Below are 19,613 nucleotides of genomic sequence, written 5' to 3' on the forward strand. Positions count from 1 at the left end.
TGATGGAGTTTTTTACGACTATTCTTGCCATGCTTGTCACTCTTGGAATTCTGGTGACCATTCATGAGTATGGGCATTTTTGGGTTGCAAGACGTTGTGGTATTAAAGTAATTCGTTTTTCTGTTGGTTTCGGTAGGCCTCTGGTTCGGTGGCGAGATAAACAAGATACTGAGTATGTCATTGCTGCTATTCCGCTGGGTGGCTATGTTTCAATGCTTGATGAGCGGGAAGCTGACGTACCTGAAAATCTAAAGTCTCAGGCATTCAACCGTAAAACTGTATATCAGCGTTTTGCTGTGGTTGCTGCGGGTCCGCTGGTAAATCTTATTTTTCCTGTTTTTATTTATTGGGCTTTGTTTCTTTCCGGAACGAATGAGGTCGTTCCTGTTATTGGTGCCGTTAAATCTGACAGTATTGCTGAAGTGGCCGGTATTCGTCCTGGAGGTGAGGTTATAGCTGTCGATGGTTACAACACACCGACCTGGGATGACATTAATTTAAGACTGGCTGCGCGTATTGGCGATGAAGCAATAATTCCTGTTGAGATTCGTTATGAGGCTCAGCTAAATAGTAAAATATATAACTTAAATTTGCAGAACTGGCAGTTTGACCTTGAAACTGAGAGCCCGCTGCATTCTGTTGGTATTGATGCTTTCCGGCCTGCAGTGCCAGTTATAATTGGACGTGTGGAATCGGCGGGTCAGGCAGAATTGAGTGGGTTAAAGATTGGCGACGAAATTTTAAGTGCTAATGGCAAGCCTGTCGGGCAGTGGGAGAGTTTTGTTGCTTTCATTCAAAAAAATGCAGGGCGTGAGTTAGAACTTGAAATTTTGCGGAACGGTCAGTCTATGTTGCTGTCCATTATCCCGGCAGAAAAACGTTGGGATAACGGCGAGATTACCGGGTATATCGGTGCAGGTGTTCAGCCCGTAGAGTGGCCTGAGAACATGCGCAGAGTCGTTCAGTATGGTGTGTTTGAGTCGGCAGAGCATGCGATCCGTAAAACCTGGCAGATGATTACGCTGACCCTTGATTCTATTTGGAAAATGCTTGAAGGAATCTTGTCGGTAAAAAACTTGAGTGGACCGATAACCATTGCTAAAGTGGCAGCTGCCTCGGCGGCATCGGGTATCGAAACCTTTGCCAGCTTTCTTGCATATCTGAGTATTAGTCTGGGAATATTGAATTTGCTCCCAATTCCAATGTTGGATGGAGGGCATCTTGTGTATTACTGCGTAGAGATGATTCGGGGCCGGCCAGTGTCTGAAAAAATACAGGCAATAGGGTTAAGGCTGGGAATGGCTGTATTGTTTACTTTGATGGGTGTCGCAATCTTTAATGATCTGATGCGGCTTTAATTACCAAAATAACGACGAAAAGAAGTGGTTCATGAAACGCAGATTCGGAGTTCTGTTTTCCCTGGCTTTGCTTGCATTTGGTTCGCAGGCAGAAACATTCAAAGTAGAAGATATTCGCCTTGAGGGTATTCAACGGGTAGAGCCAGGTTTAGCTCTGCGTTACTTCTCAATAGCATCCGGTGAAGAAGTGGATAGCACAGAGTTAGCCAGTGCTACACGTCGCTTATTTAAAACTGGTTATTTTGAAGATATTCAGCTTGAACGTGATGGTAACGTTCTGATTCTTCGGGTAAAGGAACGTCCAGCGGTTAGCCTTATTCGTCTTGAAGGTAATAGTGTTATTGACGATGAGGCTTTGCTGGCTGGGCTGGAGCAAACAGGTTTAAAAGAAGGTGACGTGTTTAAACGTGCCACTCTTGATCAGATTCGTCAGGATTTATTGCGGTTATATGTAGGGCGAGGCCGGTACGGTGCTGATATTGAAACTGACGTCGAACCATTAACGGGTAACCGGGTTGCTCTTAATATAAATGTAACCGAAGGTAAAGTTGCTACAATTCAGCACATTAATATCGTTGGAAATACAGTATTTGAAGAAGAAGATCTGACCGACTTATTCAGTTTGAAATTGCCAGGCTTCTGGTCGTTTATTACAGATAGTGGTCGTTATGCCCGTGAGAAATTGGCAGGTGATTTAGAGAGATTACGTTCGTATTATCTTGATAGGGGTTATGTGAATTTTAATATAGATTCCACACAAGTTTCCGTATCTCCAGATAAGAAGCATATATTTATCAGTATTAATGTTACTGAAGGCGATCAATACAGTGTTAGCAGCGTTGATGTAACTGGTGATTTGGTTGTTCCAAAAGAAACCTTAATGTCTGCTCTAACAGTTGAAGGTGGCCAAGTGTTCTCTCGTGAGAATGTAACAACTTCTCAAACAGCGTTAGAGCGTAAACTTGGAGATAAAGGTTATTTATTTGCAAATGTAACGCCAGTTCCTGAGCTTAATGAAGAAGATAAGACGGTGTCTCTGCGTTATTTTGTTGCTCCGGGTAAGCGAACTTACGTACGTCGGATTAATATTACCGGTAATACGGCAACTTCTGATGAAGCTGCACGGAGAACAATTACTCAGATGGAAGGTGCTATAGCATCATCTGAGAAAATTGAAACGTCAAAAGGACGCATAGAGCAGACAGGGTATTTCAAATCAGTAGATGTTAATACTGCACCTGTACCTGGAACAGATGATCAGGTAGATCTGAATTATGTTCTTGAAGAACAGAATTCTGGAAGTTTAACTGCAGGTATAGGCTTTTCAAGAACATCTGGGTTGATCTTAAATTTAGGAATTCAGCAAGATAATTTTCTTGGTTCAGGTAAGCAAGTAGGGATGCGTATTGAAAAATCAGATGTACGTAAAGAAATAAGCTTCAATTATCTTGATCCTTACTACACTGTTGACGGGGTTAGTCGTGGCTTCGATGTGTATATTCGAGAAAGAAATTTTACGAATAGTAATACCAGTAATTATCTAACAGACGAACTGGGTGCCAGAGTTAATTTTGGTTATCCTATTGATGATTTTCAGAGAATTAACTTTAGCTTGGGCGCGGAGCAAGTTAAGCTGAAAACAAATGGTACTAATACTGCTCAGGAAGTCTTTAATTTTATAGCTAAGGAAGGAAGTAGCTACACTAACTTTATTACTTCTTTACGCTGGACAGAGAATAAGCTTAATCGCCGGGTATTTCCTACTCGGGGAACATATCAGAGTGCTGAACTTGAGTTGGCAGTTCCAGGAAGTGATCTTACCTATCACTCAGAAAAGTATGAATTTAAATGGTACAAACCATTAGATAATGTAGAAGACTGGGTTTTTTCCACAAGAGGTCGATTAGCTTATGCGGGCTCATTAGGCGGGAATGATTATCCGTTTTATAGGAATTATTTTAGTGGTGGGTTGAGTTCTGTTCGAGGATTTAAAACTAATACGTTAGGGCCTAGAGATTCTAAAGATAAAGCTTTTGGCGGTAATGTTCAGACTGATGCTAGCGTTGAGTTAATTGTACCGGTCCCTTTTATTAAGGATACTTCTTCTATTCGTGCGCTAGTGTTTTTGGATATAGGTAATGTTTTTCAAACCGAATGTTTAGCAGGAAGTACAAATTGTCAGTCAGGGATTAAGTTTGATGAACTGCGTTATTCAACGGGTGTTGGCTTTAGTTGGATTACGCCTGTAGGTCCACTTTCATTTGCTTTAGCTAAGCCGCTGAATTCTAAATCTGGTGATGATGAGCAAACATTTGAGTTTGCACTTGGACGGACTTTCTAAGGAGAACATGTGTGAATATTTTTAAAGGTATTAGCTTTTTTGTAGCGATTATTTTGAGTACATCAGTGTTCGCCGATAAAGTTGCAACATTAAGTGTTCAACAAGCATTACTAAGTAGCCAAGCTGCTGAGGCTTTTCGACAGAAAATGGATGAAGAGTTTAGGCCGCAAGCTGCACAGTTAGCTGAACTTGAAAAACAGGTAAAGCAGATGCAGGGTGAGTTACAAAATGCTCAGGCTGCTGGTGCTAGTCAAGCTGATTTGCAACAGAAAAATTTGCAGTTTCAAAAGTTAGTGACTGAATATCAGCGTCAGGGTCAGGAAGTACAACTACAGCAGCGTGAACGTGAACAGGCTTTTTTGAAAAAAATGCGCCCGCGCCTTGATGTGGTAATTCGTGATTTGATTGAAAAGGGGGATTATGATGTTGTGCTTAATAAGCAATCCACAATTTATGCGAAGCCCGAGTTGGATATTACTGAGCAAGTCGTTGATCTGCTGAATAAACAATAAGTTGGTAATTTCGGGTTTGCAGTATTCACTAGAACAGTTAGCTGATTATCTTGGAGCAACCCTGGAAGGGGACGAAGTTGAGATAAAAGGTTTAGCAAGCTTAGAACTTGCTAATGAGCAGCAGTTAACGTTTTTTCATAGCGCTAAGCCGCGTTATATTCAGCAATTAAAAAACTGCCGGGCTGGTGCCGTATTGATCAGAAATGAGCATAAAGAGATGGTGAGTGTTGCTCGTCTGATTGTTGAAGATCCTTATATTGCTTATGCTCGGGTTAGCCAGTTATTTAGTGGTTCTGATGTTGAGGCTGAGGCTGTGATTTCAGCCAGTGCAGTTATCGCAAATACTGCGGTTGTTGGTACTAATGTTAATATTGGACCCAATGTTGTAGTAGGAGATAATTGTAAAATTGCTGATGATGTTCATATTGGCGCGAATGTAGTGTTGGGCTCTGATTGTGTAATTGGGAAGCGATCGGTACTTCAAGCTAATGTAACATTTTACGATGATGTACAGCTTGGCGATGATTGCCGTATTCATAGTGGTGCAGTGCTTGGTGCTGATGGTTTTGGGTTCGCGCACACGGAAGGAAGTTGGCTGAAAATCTATCAGCTTGGTGGTGTGAGAGTTGGAAGTCAGGTTGAAATTGGCGCCGGTACTACCATCGATCGCGGTGCACTTGATCATACCTATATCGGTGATGGTGTTATCATTGATAATCAGGTTCAGATTGCTCACAACGTTGTTATAGGTAATCGAACAGCTATAGCGGGCTGTACGGCTATAGCTGGTAGCACTCATGTAGGTGAAGCTTGCACCATTGCCGGTGCCTGTGGCATTACAGGGCATTTAGAAATAGCCGCAGGATCACACGTTACGGCTATGTCACTTGTTAGTAAGAGCATCGATGCAGCGGGTGCTTATTCATCAGGCACAGTTGCTGAGCCACATCAGCAATGGAAGCGAAATGTTGTGCGTTTTCGTCAGCTTGATGAAATGTCACGCCGATTGAAAAAATTAGAAACAGAATTTAAGCAATACAAAGTGAAGGTTGATCCGAATGATGGATGTTAATGAGATCCGTAAATATTTACCCCACCGTTATCCGTTTTTATTAGTCGACAGGGTGGTTGAGCTAGTACCAGGGGAATCCATCGTTGCTTATAAAAATGTTACGATAAATGAGCCTTTTTTTAATGGCCATTTTCCGGATCATCCGGTAATGCCTGGCGTTTTGGTTGTCGAAGCTATGGCTCAGGCAGCAGGTATTCTTGGTTTTAAAACCATGGATAAGACGCCGCAGGACGGTTCGATATATTATTTTGTAGGGTCTGATAAGCTGCGATTTAAGCGACCGGTAGTGCCAGGCGATCAGTTACAGCTTGAAGCCAATATTATTTCTGAAAAGCGTGGCATTTGGAAATTTGATGTAAAAGCGACTGTGAATGGTGAACTTGTAAGTTCAGCAACTATCCTCTGTGCTGACAGAAAGGTCTGAGATTGATTCATCCACAAGCTATAGTTGAACCTGGCGCTAAGCTCGCTGCAGATGTTGAAGTAGGTCCCTGGACCTACATTGGTGCAGATGTTGAGATTGGTGCTGGTTGTCGCATTGGACCTCATGCGGTTATTAAAGGCCCCACAAAAATGGGCCAAAACAATCGCGTCTTTCAGTTTTCAAGCATTGGTGAAGACTGTCAGGACAAGAAGTATCAGGGTGAACCAACTGAGTTAATCATCGGCGATGATAATGTGTTTCGTGAAGGCTGCACAATTCATCGGGGTACTATTCAGGATAATAGTATTACAAAAATTGGTGATGACAATTTATTCATGGCAAATGTCCATGTTGCACATGACTGTATAGTTGGCAGTCATAATATTGTTGCTAACAACGCAGCGATTGCCGGACATGTTCATATTGGAGATCACATCATCCTAGGTGGATTTACTGCTGTTCACCAGTTTTGTCATATTGGTTCACATAGTATGTGTGGCGCAGGGACCGTGGTTTTACAGGATATTCCTGCCTTTGTTATGTGCAATGGCAATTCAGCAAAACCACATGGTATTAATTCAGTAGGTTTACGCCGTAAAGGTTACAGCGATGATGCGATTCGTAGTATTAAGCGTGCCTATAAACTGATATATCGCAGTGGTCTGAAGCTGGATGAAGCATTGGATGAATTGCAGGTAATGGTTAAAGATTGTGCTGAAGTACAGCTGATCATCGACTCTCTTAAATCTTCTGAACGTGGCATTATTCGCTAATCACTTCTAAGGCCGGACGTATGAAAGTAGCTGTCGTTGCCGGTGAGGCGTCAGGAGATATTCTTGGCGCTGGTCTGATTAAGGCATTACGTCAATCTGTACCTGATCTTGAGGTTTGTGGCATTGGTGGAGAGCTGATGCAGGCAGAAGGGTGTCGTTCTTTATATCCAATGGAACGTCTGTCTGTAATGGGGCTGGTAGAGGTTCTGGGACGTTTACGGGAGTTGCTCGGGATACGCAAGCAGCTTACCCAGCAGTTGATCGATTGGCAGCCAGATGTTTTTATCGGTATCGATGCGCCTGATTTTACGCTGAACTTGGAAGGTAAGCTGCGAGACGCAGGTATACCTACCGTTCATTATGTCAGTCCGTCTGTGTGGGCCTGGCGAAGTAAGCGGGTTTTCAAAATTCTAAAAACAACAGATCTTATGTTGACGCTGTTGCCTTTTGAAGCACGCTTTTATGAACAGCATGATATGCCGGTTAAGTTTGTTGGTCATCCATTGGCTAATATGATTGAGCTTGAGCCGTCTATATTAGACGCGCGTCAACAAATAAAAATCCCTGCAAACGATACGCTGATAGCCCTTATGCCTGGTAGTCGCGGAGGTGAGCTAAAATATCTTGCGCAGCCTTTTCTGGATACAGCGCGATGGCTGTATCAGAGAAACCCGGAATTACAGTTTATCCTTCCTGCTGCCAGCCAGGCGCGTTTTGATTCATTGAAAGAGTTAATTGAGTCTGATTACAGCGACTTGCCTGTCCGGTTGCATTTGAAAGAGTCCCGCCTGATTATGCAAGCTTCTAATGCTGTTTTAATGGCATCAGGTACGGTTACGTTAGAAGCTATGCTTTTGAAAAAGCCGATGGTTGTCGCCTATAAAATGGCATCGCTGACGTATCAAATATTGTCACGTTTAGTAAAAACACCGTATATCTCTCTGCCTAATTTGTTAGCGGGTGAAAAATTAGTGCCTGAAGTGCTTCAGAATGATGTGCGGCCTGAGGTTTTGGGGCCTTTAGTTGAAGAAGCTTTGCTTGATAGTAAACAGCAAGGACCTGTAACGCAGCGTTTTCATCAGCTGCACATTCAGCTTCGTCAGAATGCGGATGAACAGGCAGCTGAATCGGTATTACAGCTTGTTGCTGATAAGAGAGGGCGCTTGCATGCAGATTCAGGGATTTGATTTTCGGGGTCAGCAGTTAGTGGCAGGTGTTGATGAAGTTGGACGAGGTCCTTTAGTTGGACGGGTTGTTGCCGCTGCCGTTATTTTAGATCCCAGTAAGCCTATTGCAGGACTGACAGATTCAAAAAAACTTACCGAAAAAAAGCGTGAAGCTTTATATCCTTTAATTCAGGAGCGTGCTCTTGCCTGGTCTATCGCCTGGGCAGAGGTGGCAGAAATCGATGAGTTAAATATCCTGCATGCTTCAATGCTGGCAATGAGTCGTGCAGTTAATCAACTGACCCCTGCTCCGGAATATGCATTAATAGATGGTAACCGTTGTCCTCCAGGGTTGGTTTGCCCGTCAGAAGCAATAGTGAAGGGTGACTTAAAAGAGCCTTCCATAAGTGCTGCATCAATATTGGCAAAGGTATACAGGGATCGGGAAATGAAAGCTCTGGATGTTGAGTATCCTGACTATGGATTTGCTCAGCATAAAGGTTACCCTACACCGTTGCATCTTGAGAGGCTTAAAAAGTATGGCCCGATCTCAGAGCATCGTCGCAGTTTTAAGCCTGTGGCCCGTTTACTTGAACAACATTCAGTTTAATTAATTTGGTTAACTTATGAATAACGCTCCCGGTTTTGTCCATCTGCGTCTGCACAGTGAATTTTCATTGGTAGATGGTCTGGTTCGTATTAAAGAACTGATGGGGGCCGCAAAAAAACAGCAGATACCTGCAATAGCACTTACTGATCAGACAAACTTTTTTGGTCTGATTAAGTTTTTCAAAGCCGCAACAGGTGCTGGCGTTAAACCTATATTTGGTTCAGATGTCTGGGTTGTAAATAGTCTTGAAGATGATGAAGCGCATCGCTTAACGCTATTGGCCATGAATGAGGAAGGCTACCGTAATCTTACCGAGCTGATTTCATTAGCCTATGAGAAAGGTCAGAATGTTTTACATGACCGGGCGGTGATTCTTAAAGAGTGGATTGCGGCGCAACCGGAAGGATTGCTTGCGCTTTCCGGCGCTAAAGAAGGTGAAATTGGCAAAGCGTTGCTGGCCAACAGTGATCAGACGGATGTTTTATTGGCGCAGTGGCAGGCGATTTTTCCACAGCGGTTTTATCTGGAAATTCAACGAACCGATCGCACTAATGATGAAGAGTGTGTGCATGCTTCTGTAAAATTAGCGCAACGTAGCGGCTGTCCCTTAGTTGCTACTAATGAGGTTATGTTTGTCAGTCCTACGGATTTTGACGCGCATGAGGCTCGGGTATGTATTAACCAGAGCCGCACACTGGAAGACCCTACTCGTCCGAAAGACTACAGTGAAAATCAGTATCTGAAATCCGCTGAAGAGATGCAGGCGTTATTTGCAGATATTCCTTCGGCCATTGCTAATACCATTGAAATTGCCAAACGCTGTAATTTACAGCTGGATCTCGGGACATATTATTTACCTAAGTATCCGATTCCTGATGGCATGACCATGGATGAATTCTTTGCTGATGTATCCTGGAAGGGTCTTGAAGACCGCCTTGAGATATTGCTGGATAAAGAAGCTGAGGATTACGCCGAACAGCGAAAAGCATACGAAGACCGGATGAACTTTGAGTTAGATATTATCACTCAAATGGGTTTTCCCGGTTATTTCCTTATCGTAATGGACTTTATCCAATGGGGTAAAGACAACGGCGTACCCGTTGGGCCTGGACGTGGTTCGGGTGCAGGTTCGTTAGTTGCCTATGCGCAGAAAATTACCGATCTCGATCCGCTGGAATATGACCTCCTTTTTGAGCGATTCCTGAATCCTGAGCGGGTATCAATGCCGGATTTTGATATCGACTTCTGTATGGATAACCGAGATAAGGTTATTGATTATGTAGCTGAAACATACGGTCGGGACGCGGTATCTCAGATTGTAACTTTTGGTACTATGGCTGCAAAAGCGGTTGTCAGAGACGTAGCCCGGGTACAGGGTAAGGCCTTTGGTTTAGCAGATAAACTGTCAAAGCTCATACCTTTTGAAATAGGTATGACACTCAGTAGGGCTATGGAAGAAGAGCCTATGATGCGTGAGTTCGTTGATTCCAGCGAAGAAGCGCAAGAAATCATGGACATGGCCTACAAGCTTGAGGGTGTCACCCGAAACGTAGGTAAGCATGCCGGCGGGGTGGTTATTGCGCCAACCAAGCTAACCGATTTTTCCGCGACTTATTGCGATGAGCATGGTCACGGGCTTGTTACACAGTTTGATAAAGGTGATGTTGAAGAAGCCGGGTTGGTTAAGTTCGACTTCTTAGGTCTGCGTACGCTCACTATTATCGACTGGGCTGTTAAAACTATTGATGGGATTAGAGCGAAAACAGGCGAAGAGCCTCTTGATATTGCTTTAATCGATCTGGAAGATTCTACTACTTTCGATTTGCTTCAATCAGCTGAGACAACTGCTGTATTCCAGTTGGAGTCCAGCGGAATGAAGGACCTGGTAAACCGGCTTAAGCCAAGCCGGTTTGAGGATATAGTGGCACTGGTGGCACTATTCCGACCAGGGCCATTGCAATCGGGCATGGTAGATGACTTTATTAACCGTAAGCACGGTTTGGCTGAATTGGCTTATCCCCATGCTGATTATCAGTTAGAAAGTCTCCAGCCGGTATTGGAACCTACCTACGGCATTATCCTGTATCAGGAACAGGTAATGCAGATTGCTCAGGTGATGGCAGGTTATACCCTTGGCGGCGCAGATATGCTGCGTCGGGCAATGGGTAAGAAAAAGCCTGAAGAAATGGCGAAGCAGCGGGTCTCTTTTCTTGAAGGTTGCGAAACAAATAATATTGACCGGGATTTGGCGGGTAATATTTTTGATCTGGTGGAAAAGTTTGCCGGTTATGGTTTTAACAAATCACACTCTGCTGCATATGCACTGGTGTCTTATCAGACAGCCTGGCTAAAAGCACATTATCCTGCACCCTTTATGGCGGCTGTATTATCTTCAGATATGCAGAATACCGAGAAAGTGGTGATCTTCATTGAAGAATGCCGCTCGATGGAGTTGCCGCTGGTACTGCCGGACGTTAACTGTGGAGAATATCTGTTCACGGTAAATGACGCGGGTGAAATTGTCTATGGTCTGGGAGCTGTTAAGGGTGTTGGTGAAGGACCAATTGAGTCGATTGTAGAAGGAAGAAAGGAAGGGCCGTTTAAAGATATCTTTGATTTCTGTAAACGTGTTGGCAGCAAAAAAATTAATAAACGGGTGATGGAAGCACTGGTGCGATGTGGTGCTTTAGATAAGCTTGGTCCGGACCGTGCTCAGTTGTGGGCAGCGATTCCTGAAGCGTTAAAAGCAGCAGATCAGAGTGAGCGTAATCAGAACGCAGGTATGTTTGACTTGTTTGGCGATATGGAGGCTGAGGATCCCCGCGATCCATATGCTGATTATATAAAGCTGCGTTGCTGGACCGATAAAGAACGTCTGCAGGGCGAGAAAGATACGCTTGGTCTGTATGTGACGGGTCATCCTATAGATGAATATGAAGCTGAGCTGCCAAATATTATTTCCAAACGGATTGTTGAGCTACAGCCTGCCAGAGGCCAGCAGCAAAAAATGCTGGGTCTGGTGGTTGATATACGGATGAAGAAAACCAAAAAAGGTGATCCGTTGTGCTTTATTACACTTGATGACCGTACTTCCCGTATAGAGATTACCCTGTTCGGTGATAGTTTTGACGAACATCGTCACTTACTGAATAAAGATGCAATTTTATTGGTTGAAGGTGAAATTGCGCATGATGAATATTCAGGTCGTACTAAAGTTAGGGCGAATAAAGTTATTAATATCACTCAGGCACGTGCCCGTTATGCTTCGCATATTCAGGTAAACTGCCAAGCCGAACAGCTAAAAGAGCGTCAGCTCAAAGTATTGGAGCAGGTTTTAGAGTCCTCTAAAGGCGCTGCGGCGGTGAGTGTTGCATTACAGTACAGCAGAGAAGACGCATCGGCCCGTGTTTATCTTGGTGATAACTGGAAAATCGAGCCCACTGACGAAGTGTTACTTAAACTTAAAGATCAGTTTGGCGGCGATGCTGTGTCTATTTGTTATTAAATAACCGCTAAGTGTGGACTGATACTGGTTCTTGATTCCATGTGCGGGTACACTTAGCAGAATTTTTTTCCGTTACCGGGACGCGCCCGGCAGCGACTTAGAAACAAACGGAATACGTTAAGCATGAATCCCAATTATCTGGATTTTGAACAGCCAATTGCTGACTTGGAAGCGAAGATTGAAGAGCTGCGTCTGGTCGGTAATGACAACGAACTGAATATTGAAGAAGAAATCAGCAAGTTACAGGCGAAAAGCAGTAGCTTAACTGAGTCTTTATTTTCTGACTTGAGCGAATGGCAAGTTTCACAGCTGGCGCGTCATCCTAAGCGCCCGTATTCGCTTGATTATGTAAAACACATCTTTGATGATTTTGAAGAACTGCATGGTGATCGCCATTATGCGGATGACCAGGCCCTAATTGGTGGGATTGCGCGCCTTGATGGTCGTCCTGTTATGATCGTTGGTCATCAAAAAGGTCGTGAAGTTAAAGAGAAAGTACGTCGTAACTTCGGCATGCCGCGTCCTGAAGGCTACCGCAAAGCGCTGCGTTTGATGGAAATGGCAGAGCGCTTCAAAATGCCTGTACTGACGTTCATTGATACACCGGGTGCTTATCCGGGTATTGGTGCGGAAGAACGCGGTCAGAGTGAAGCCATTGCCTTCAATCTGGCAGTTATGTCGCGACTGAAAACGCCTATTATCTCCACTGTTATTGGTGAGGGTGGCTCCGGTGGTGCTCTGGCTATCGGTGTTTGTGATGAGTTATTGATGCTGCGGTATTCAACCTATTCTGTGATTTCTCCTGAGGGTTGTGCATCTATTCTTTGGAAGAGTGCTGACCGTGCTCCTGATGCTGCTAAAGCAATGGGTCTGACATCTGACCGCTTGTTTGGGTTAGGTCTGGTTGATCAGATTGTTGATGAGCCATTAGGTGGTGCACATCGTGATCACGGTTTAATGGCTGCAAACCTTAAAAAGCACTTGTTAGATACCTTGGTACGTTATGACGAATTCAACACAGAAGAGTTGTTGGAGCGTCGTTACGAGCGTCTGATGGCTTATGGTGTTGATCAGTAAGCGACTCGCTGAATTAAGAAGAACCGCCGGAATTTCCGGCGGTTTTTTTGTTTTAGGGTGCTGGCTTTGAGTATTGGTTTTAGTGCGCAGGTTTTAGAGTACTATTTAGATAATTAAGCAGAGTAGATATTATCGTAATGAGTGGTGTATCTGTGGATGATTTATCACAACGCTTTCAAAGACAGCTGACTAAGGTTTCAGGTATTCAACGCTGGATTATTGCTCTGAGTGGCGGTCTGGATTCGATGGTTTTGCTGGAGCTGGCAGCCCGCTTTTTACCAGCAAAGCAAGTAACCGTTTTGCATGTAAATCATCAGTTGCAGTCTGAGGCTGGCGAGTGGCAGCTGTTTTGTGCACAGCAGGCTGAGCAACGTGGTCTGACTTTTCGTGCTGAGAAGGTTCAGCTTGAGGGTGGGAGTGTCGAAACTGCTGCTCGTAATGCGCGATATTCTGTTTTCGAAGATAAGATGTCTTCTGATGTTTGCTTAATGATGGCGCATCATGCTGATGATCAGGCCGAAACTTTGCTGTTCCGTTTGCTTCGGGGAGCTGGCGTCAGAGGTATGGCAGCTATGGCCGTCCAACGCAAACTGAATAATGGTAAGCTGCTGCGACCTTTGCTGGGATGTTCACGTTCTGAGCTGAAAAGCTGGGCAATTCGGGAAGGTTTAAGCTGGGTAGAAGATCCCAGTAATTCAGATACTCAGTACGACCGTAATTATTTGCGTCAGCAAGTGTTGCCATTACTCGCTAAACGATGGCCGCGGGTGAATGAGCGTCTCAATGCTACAGCTTGTCATCTTGCAGATGCTGAAGCGCTTCTTGAAGAACTTGCTCAGGCCGACCTGGAGGCCTGCTTGGCATCAGCTAATACCTTGTCTCTTACTGAACTCAAATTGCTGTCCGGGCGCCGTCAGGTCAATGCTCTGCGGTACTGGTCTCGTCAGTTTGGCCTGATGTTGTCAGAGGGGCAAGTAGATAGTTTACGTGTTATGGCAGAGGCTGCTGCTGATTCACAGCCTGAATTGCTGTTAGGTGATACAGTTATTCGTCGTTACCGTTCCAAGCTATACATTGATCCAGTGACTGAAAGTTTACGGTGGCAGGAGTGCTTGATTGATGTGTTGGCGTCAGGTCTTTCGCATGGCGGTGTTTTGACGCTCAAGTCTGATGCCGGTAAGGATTTAGACTCATGGCTGATGGGCGTGGACATTCGTAGCCGGCAGGAAGGTGATAAATGTCATCCTTTAGGTCGGCCGGGTAAATCATTAAAGCATTTGTTTCAGGAGGCCGGAGTGCCTCCCTGGCAGCGTGATAACTGGCCTGTATGCATCAGGGCTGGAGAGATAGTTGCTATACCTGGAATCTGTATTTGCCAGAGTTGGTGTGACGGTGAAAATAAGCCGCCTTTCTGGCTAGATTGGCAACCGTCTGCATTGTTTGCTGTGGGTGATTCTGGTACCCTGTAGCCCCATCTTATGTTGCTGTTTTATTCAGACTGAATCTCACCAATAGATACCTGTTTCGGCCGGTATTTTTTATTGCGTGGAGAAAATATTCCGTAATGGAATGTGTGATAAAGCAGCGTTATCCAAGTTTATGACCATATACAGGTTCCACATGACGCGTTATATCTTCGTCACTGGCGGTGTTGTTTCTTCGTTGGGGAAAGGCATTGCATCCGCTTCACTTGCAGCAATTCTTGAGGCGCGGGGGCTTAAAGTCACCATGCTCAAGCTGGACCCTTATATTAACGTCGATCCGGGCACGATGAGCCCTATTCAGCACGGTGAAGTATTTGTCACTGAAGATGGCGCTGAAACTGATCTGGATCTGGGCCACTATGAGCGTTTTATCCGTACAACTATGGGTAAGCGTAATAACTTCACTGCGGGCCGGGTTTATCAGCACGTGTTACGCAAAGAACGTCGCGGCGACTATCTGGGTGGAACAGTTCAGGTTATCCCGCATATTACCGATGAGATTAAACGCCGTGTCATTGATGGTGCCGGCGATGCTGATATCGCGTTGGTAGAAATTGGCGGTACGGTCGGTGACATTGAGTCGCAGCCGTTCATGGAAGCTGTGCGTCAGTTGCGTGTTGAACTGGGCTTTAATCGTGCCATGTTCATGCATTTGACCTTAGTGCCTTATATCAGAACGGCTGGTGAGATTAAAACTAAGCCCTCACAGCACTCTGTAAAAGAGTTACGTTCGATTGGTATTCAGCCAGACATTCTTGTTTGTCGCTCAGAAGTTGCTATCCCTGCCAGCTCGCGTCGTAAATTGTCTTTGTTTACTAACGTAGAAGAGCGCGCAGTTATTTCTTTACCAGACGCAGACTGTATCTACAAAATTCCGCGTTTGTTAAGTGAGCAGAAACTGGATCAAATCGTTGTAGAGCGTTTTAACCTTGATTGTTCAGCCGCTGATCTGAGCGAGTGGGACCGGGTTGCTGATGCCAAGCTGAATCCGCACCGTGAAGTGACCATCGCGATGGTCGGTAAATACATGGAGTTGCTGGATGCGTATAAGTCGCTGATCGAAGCAATTTCTCACGCCGGCATTGAGTTGCGTACTAAAGTAAATATTAAGTATATCGATTCAGAACATGTTGAACGTGATGGTGTAGAGCTTCTGTCAGATGTTTCTGCAATTCTGGTACCCGGTGGCTTTGGTGAGCGTGGCGTAGAAGGCAAAATTGCTGCAGTAAAATATGCCCGTGAAAATAAAGTACCGTACCTGGGTATCTGTTTAGGTATGCAAGTCGCAGTAATTGAATATGCCCGTCATGTTGCGGGTATAGCCGATGCAAGCAGTACAGAATTTGATTCTGAAGCTAAGAATCCACTGATTGGTTTGATTACAGAGTGGATGACAGAAGAAGGTGTGACTGAGCTGCGTGGCAATGCTGATGATCTGGGCGGTACTATGCGTCTGGGGGCTCAGGTTTGTCATCTGACTGAAGGTACAACATCAGCGACTGCGTATGGTGCTACTGAAGTTAAAGAGCGCCATCGCCATCGCTACGAAGTTAACAACAACTACGTTTCACAATTGGAAGAAGCTGGTTTAGTAATTGCGGGCCGGTCTGTAGACGGTGAGTTGGTCGAGGTTGTGGAAGTGCCGGATCATCCCTGGTTCGTTGCTTGTCAGTTCCATCCTGAGTTCACATCTACGCCGCGTGACGGTCATGGTTTGTTCCGTGGATTTATTGAAGCTGCCTTAACTCAGGCAGATCTGGAAAAGTAATATCTAAGTAATATTGGAGTTCAATTAATGGCAACAATTGCTGATATCAAAGCTCGTGAAGTGCTTGATTCCCGTGGTAACCCAACCGTTGAAGCGGATGTAATTCTTAGCACTGGTCAGCAGGCGTCTGCCTGTGCACCTTCCGGTGCGTCTACAGGTTCACGCGAAGCGCTGGAACTGCGTGATGGCGATAAGTCCCGTTACCTGGGGAAAGGCGTACTGAAAGCGGTTGCTGCTATTAACGGTGAGATCCGTAATAGCCTGGTAGGCATGGATGTTACTGATCAGCGTGCGCTGGACAATAAAATGCTCGAGCTGGACGGTACTGAGAACAAAGCTAAATTGGGTGCAAATGCTATCCTGGCGGTGTCTCTGGCGGCTGCTAAAGCAGCAGCTATTAGCAAGAATGTTGAGTTGTATGAACATATAGCTGATCTGAACGGTACTGCTGGTCAGTTCTCTATGCCTGTACCAATGATGAATATTCTGAACGGCGGTGAACACGCTGATAACAATGTTGATATCCAGGAGTTCATGGTTCAGCCGGTTACGACGGATAATTTTGCTGATGCACTGCGTTGTGGCGCGGAAATTTTCCATGCGCTGAAAGCTGTGCTGAAAGCACGTGGTCTGAATACTGCTGTCGGTGATGAAGGTGGTTTCGCACCTAACCTGGGTTCTAACGAAGAAGCGCTGGTTGTCATTAAAGAAGCTGTAGCAAATGCCGGATACGAGTTGGGCAAAGATGTTACTCTGGCGCTGGACTGCGCTGCATCTGAATTCTACAAAGACGGCAAGTATGATCTTTCCGGTGAAGGTAAGGTATTTGATTCCGAAGGTTTCGGTGACTACCTGGCTAACCTGACCGAAAATTATCCGATCGTTTCTGTTGAAGATGGTCTGGATGAGTCTGATTGGGACGGTTGGGCAAGCCTAACCCGTAAGATTGGTGATAAAGTACAGCTGGTCGGTGATGATCTGTTTGTAACTAACACTAAGATTCTGTCCCGCGGTATTGAACAAAACATTGGTAATTCAATCCTGATTAAGTTCAATCAGATTGGTTCTTTGTCTGAAACTCTGGATGCCATTACGATGGCGAAAGATGCAGGCTTTACCGTTGTTATTTCGCACCGTTCCGGTGAAACTGAAGATACAACTATTGCTGACCTGGCAGTAGGTACAGCAGCAGGCCAGATCAAAACTGGTTCACTGTGTCGTTCTGACCGTGTTGCTAAATATAACCGTCTGTTACGTATTGCTGAACAGTTGGGTGATAAAGCCGTATATAACGGTTTGAAAGAGATTAAAGGTCAGGCATAACACTGACTGAGTTTTAAAAACAAGGGGGCGGAATGCCTCCTTTTTTAACTGAGGATCGGCGTCGATATTTTATGTTTCGCTGGCTTGTTTGGATTTTAATTATTGCCGTCACCGGCCTGCAGTATCGCCTTTGGTTTGGTGAGGCGAATTTGCGTGAAGTTTGGGCGCTGCAATATGAAATTCAGAATCAGCAAACTGAAAATGATCAATTAGTCGAGCGTAATCATCGTCTTCAGGCTGAAGTAAAAGATCTTAAAAAAGGTCTTGCTGCGTTGGAAGAGCGTGCCCGTAATGACTTAGGTATGGTGCGTGAAGATGAGACTTTTTTTCAGTTAATCCCCGGCAAGACATCATTGCCTGATGATGCTCCCTGATAGTTTTATTCCCTGGATATATCAATGACCACAGCGTTTCCAACAGAACTGAATTATGCCTACGGTGAGCCGCAAGCGACGGCGGTGATTCGTCAGCATCCTGAGGATTTCCAGGTAACTGAAAACCTGGCATTTGAGCCAGATGGCGCAGGTGATCATGTTTATTTGTATATTCGTAAAACGGGTGAGAATACTGATTGGGTTGCCCGGCAGTTGGCGAATTTTTGTCAGGTAAGCCCGCGTGAAGTTGGTTATGCAGGTAAGAAAGACCGACACGCAATAACAGAACAATGGTTTAGTGTACATATGCCAGGCCGGTCACCACTTACCTGGTCTTTGTTTGGAGGTGACTCCATTCAGGTTCTAAAGGCAACAAAGCATGGTCGTAAACTGCGTCTGGGCAGCTTGACGGGTAATCGCTTTGCCATTCGCTTGCGTAATGTTACTGATGCTGATGCTGTTATTCAGCGTTGTGAACTGGTACGTCAGGGGGTTCCAAATTACTTTGGCGAGCAGCGTTTCGGTCATCACGGTGGCAATCTCGTTAAAGGTGCTGCCTTGATCAAAGGCGAGTATAAAGAGCGACAGAAGCATAAGAAAGGGATGTATATCTCGGCAGTGCGCTCTTTCCTGTTTAATCAGGTGGTTTCTGCTCGTTATGCAAATGCAATCACACCGATGACGGGTGATGTTCTTATGCATCAGGGGAGCCAGAGTTGTTTTGTGTTTGATGCCCAAGATGCAACGATTACAGAACGTTTAGAAAATCTGGAAGTTCATCTGACAGCTCCAATGTGGGGGCGTGGGCGTTCTATCTGTACCGATCAGGCATTTGAGTGGGAAATTGCACAGTTGGATGCTTATCAGGAGTTGCAGTCCGGCCTGGAGAATTTGGGGCTTAATCAGGAGCGGCGTGCGTTACGTTTATTGCCGCAGCAGCTCGAAGTGACTAAGGAAGCAGACGATCAGTTATTACTAAGCTTTGATCTGAGCGTTGGTTCGTTTGCAACCAGTGTGTTACGGGAAATTTGTCAGGTAGAAAACGCGCAGCGTGGAGAGTTTTGATGCGAATTTTACTGTCTAATGATGATGGTGTGTATGCCCCGGGTTTGGAGATGTTAGCAACAACTCTGGCAGAAAGTTTTAGTATTGACGTTGTTGCTCCTGACAGAAACCGTAGTGGTGCCAGTAATGCACTGACACTTGACCGGCCTTTAGAGGCCCATCAGCATCACAATGGTTTTTACAGTCTTAATGGTACGCCAACGGATTGTGTTCATCTGGGAATTTCAGGTGTGCTTTGCGAGAAGCCTGATATTGTTATTTCAGGTATAAACGCTGGCGCGAATCTAGGCGACGATGTTATCTATTCAGGTACTGTAGCTGCTGCTATTGAGGGTCGTTATCTGAATCTTCCCCCGATTGCTGTTTCTATGCTGGGAAGTCATCCAGATAATTATCAGGCTGCAGCCATTATTATTCAGCAGCTACTGGCTGATATTCATAGCTTGAATCTGGCGCCCCGTACAGTTTTAAATATCAATGTGCCAGATAGGCCGTTAGAAGATATTAAGGGCATGCAACTGGTAAGGTTGGGGCATCGGGTACTCGCTGATACTCCTGTAGAATCTGTTGATCCGAGAGGTACGAAGCGCTATTGGATTGCAGGTGCCGGTGCAGCAGCAGACTGTGGCCCTGGTACGGATTTTTATGCGGTTCAGGAGGGCTATGTAGCCATTACTCCGCTGAATGTTGATATGACTCAGTATTCAGGAATGGATAACTTAAGCCATTGGCTGGAAAATCTGAGTGACTGATTATTAGTA

16 protein-coding genes are annotated in these 19,613 nt (G+C 45.1%); all 16 read left to right on the forward strand.

Annotated features, from left to right (window positions below):
• Window positions 1-2: 2 nt before the first annotated feature.
• Entirely contained in the window at window positions 3-1,358 is a 1,356-nt protein-coding gene (rseP, locus tag OCU49_RS03955; protein WP_261845186.1) for a sigma E protease regulator RseP, read from the forward strand.
• A gap of 31 nt (window positions 1,359-1,389) precedes the next feature.
• Complete coding sequence (bamA, locus tag OCU49_RS03960; protein WP_261843696.1) at window positions 1,390-3,699, forward strand: outer membrane protein assembly factor BamA; 2,310 nt, start codon at window positions 1,390-1,392, stop codon at window positions 3,697-3,699.
• An 11-nt stretch (window positions 3,700-3,710) separates the two neighbouring features.
• On the forward strand, window positions 3,711-4,211 hold the full coding sequence (locus OCU49_RS03965; RefSeq protein ID WP_261843697.1) for an OmpH/Skp family outer membrane protein: 501 nt from the start codon (window positions 3,711-3,713) through the stop codon (window positions 4,209-4,211).
• Window positions 4,212-4,227: 16 nt separating this feature from the next.
• Window positions 4,228-5,283: a UDP-3-O-(3-hydroxymyristoyl)glucosamine N-acyltransferase gene (gene lpxD / locus OCU49_RS03970; protein WP_336605364.1), complete on the forward strand. Its 1,056-nt coding sequence runs from the start codon at window positions 4,228-4,230 to the stop codon at window positions 5,281-5,283.
• Window positions 5,270-5,707 (forward strand): 3-hydroxyacyl-ACP dehydratase FabZ, encoded by a 438-nt coding sequence (fabZ, locus tag OCU49_RS03975; protein WP_261843698.1) that lies wholly within the window; start codon window positions 5,270-5,272, stop codon window positions 5,705-5,707. The genes lpxD and fabZ overlap by 14 nt, the downstream gene beginning before the upstream one ends.
• A 2-nt stretch (window positions 5,708-5,709) precedes the next feature.
• The gene (gene lpxA / locus OCU49_RS03980) at window positions 5,710-6,480 is read left to right on the forward strand and encodes an acyl-ACP--UDP-N-acetylglucosamine O-acyltransferase (RefSeq protein WP_261843699.1); all 771 of its coding nucleotides are present in this window, start codon (window positions 5,710-5,712) and stop codon (window positions 6,478-6,480) included.
• Between the two features lie 20 nt (window positions 6,481-6,500).
• Entirely contained in the window at window positions 6,501-7,667 is a 1,167-nt protein-coding gene (gene lpxB, locus OCU49_RS03985; protein ID WP_261843700.1) for a lipid-A-disaccharide synthase, read from the forward strand.
• Entirely contained in the window at window positions 7,648-8,256 is a 609-nt protein-coding gene (rnhB, locus tag OCU49_RS03990) for a ribonuclease HII (RefSeq protein ID WP_261843701.1), read from the forward strand. Before lpxB ends, rnhB begins: the two co-directional genes overlap by 20 nt.
• 16 nt (window positions 8,257-8,272) lie before the next feature.
• Window positions 8,273-11,761 (forward strand): DNA polymerase III subunit alpha, encoded by a 3,489-nt coding sequence (dnaE, locus tag OCU49_RS03995; protein WP_261843702.1) that lies wholly within the window; start codon window positions 8,273-8,275, stop codon window positions 11,759-11,761.
• Between the two features lie 123 nt (window positions 11,762-11,884).
• The gene (accA, locus tag OCU49_RS04000) at window positions 11,885-12,838 is read left to right on the forward strand and encodes an acetyl-CoA carboxylase carboxyl transferase subunit alpha (protein WP_261843703.1); all 954 of its coding nucleotides are present in this window, start codon (window positions 11,885-11,887) and stop codon (window positions 12,836-12,838) included.
• A 137-nt stretch (window positions 12,839-12,975) separates the two neighbouring features.
• Window positions 12,976-14,307, forward strand: a complete 1,332-nt coding sequence (gene tilS, locus OCU49_RS04005; RefSeq protein WP_261843704.1) for a tRNA lysidine(34) synthetase TilS — start codon at window positions 12,976-12,978, stop codon at window positions 14,305-14,307.
• Between the two features lie 151 nt (window positions 14,308-14,458).
• Entirely contained in the window at window positions 14,459-16,090 is a 1,632-nt protein-coding gene (gene pyrG / locus OCU49_RS04010; protein ID WP_261843705.1) for a CTP synthase, read from the forward strand.
• Window positions 16,091-16,117: 27 nt separating this feature from the next.
• Window positions 16,118-17,413, forward strand: a complete 1,296-nt coding sequence (eno, locus tag OCU49_RS04015) for a phosphopyruvate hydratase (RefSeq protein ID WP_261843706.1) — start codon at window positions 16,118-16,120, stop codon at window positions 17,411-17,413.
• Between the two features lie 32 nt (window positions 17,414-17,445).
• A complete protein-coding gene (gene ftsB / locus OCU49_RS04020; protein ID WP_376787889.1) occupies window positions 17,446-17,787 on the forward strand; it encodes a cell division protein FtsB in 342 nt (113 codons plus the stop codon).
• Between the two features lie 24 nt (window positions 17,788-17,811).
• Window positions 17,812-18,852: a tRNA pseudouridine(13) synthase TruD gene (gene truD, locus OCU49_RS04025; RefSeq protein WP_261843707.1), complete on the forward strand. Its 1,041-nt coding sequence runs from the start codon at window positions 17,812-17,814 to the stop codon at window positions 18,850-18,852.
• A complete protein-coding gene (gene surE / locus OCU49_RS04030) occupies window positions 18,852-19,604 on the forward strand; it encodes a 5'/3'-nucleotidase SurE (RefSeq protein WP_261843708.1) in 753 nt (250 codons plus the stop codon). The genes truD and surE overlap by 1 nt, the downstream gene beginning before the upstream one ends.
• Window positions 19,605-19,613 lie beyond the last annotated feature (9 nt).

Origin of the sequence: Aliamphritea ceti (assembly GCF_024347215.1) — a bacterium.
Taxonomy (GTDB): Bacteria; Pseudomonadota; Gammaproteobacteria; order Pseudomonadales; family Balneatricaceae; genus Amphritea; species Amphritea ceti.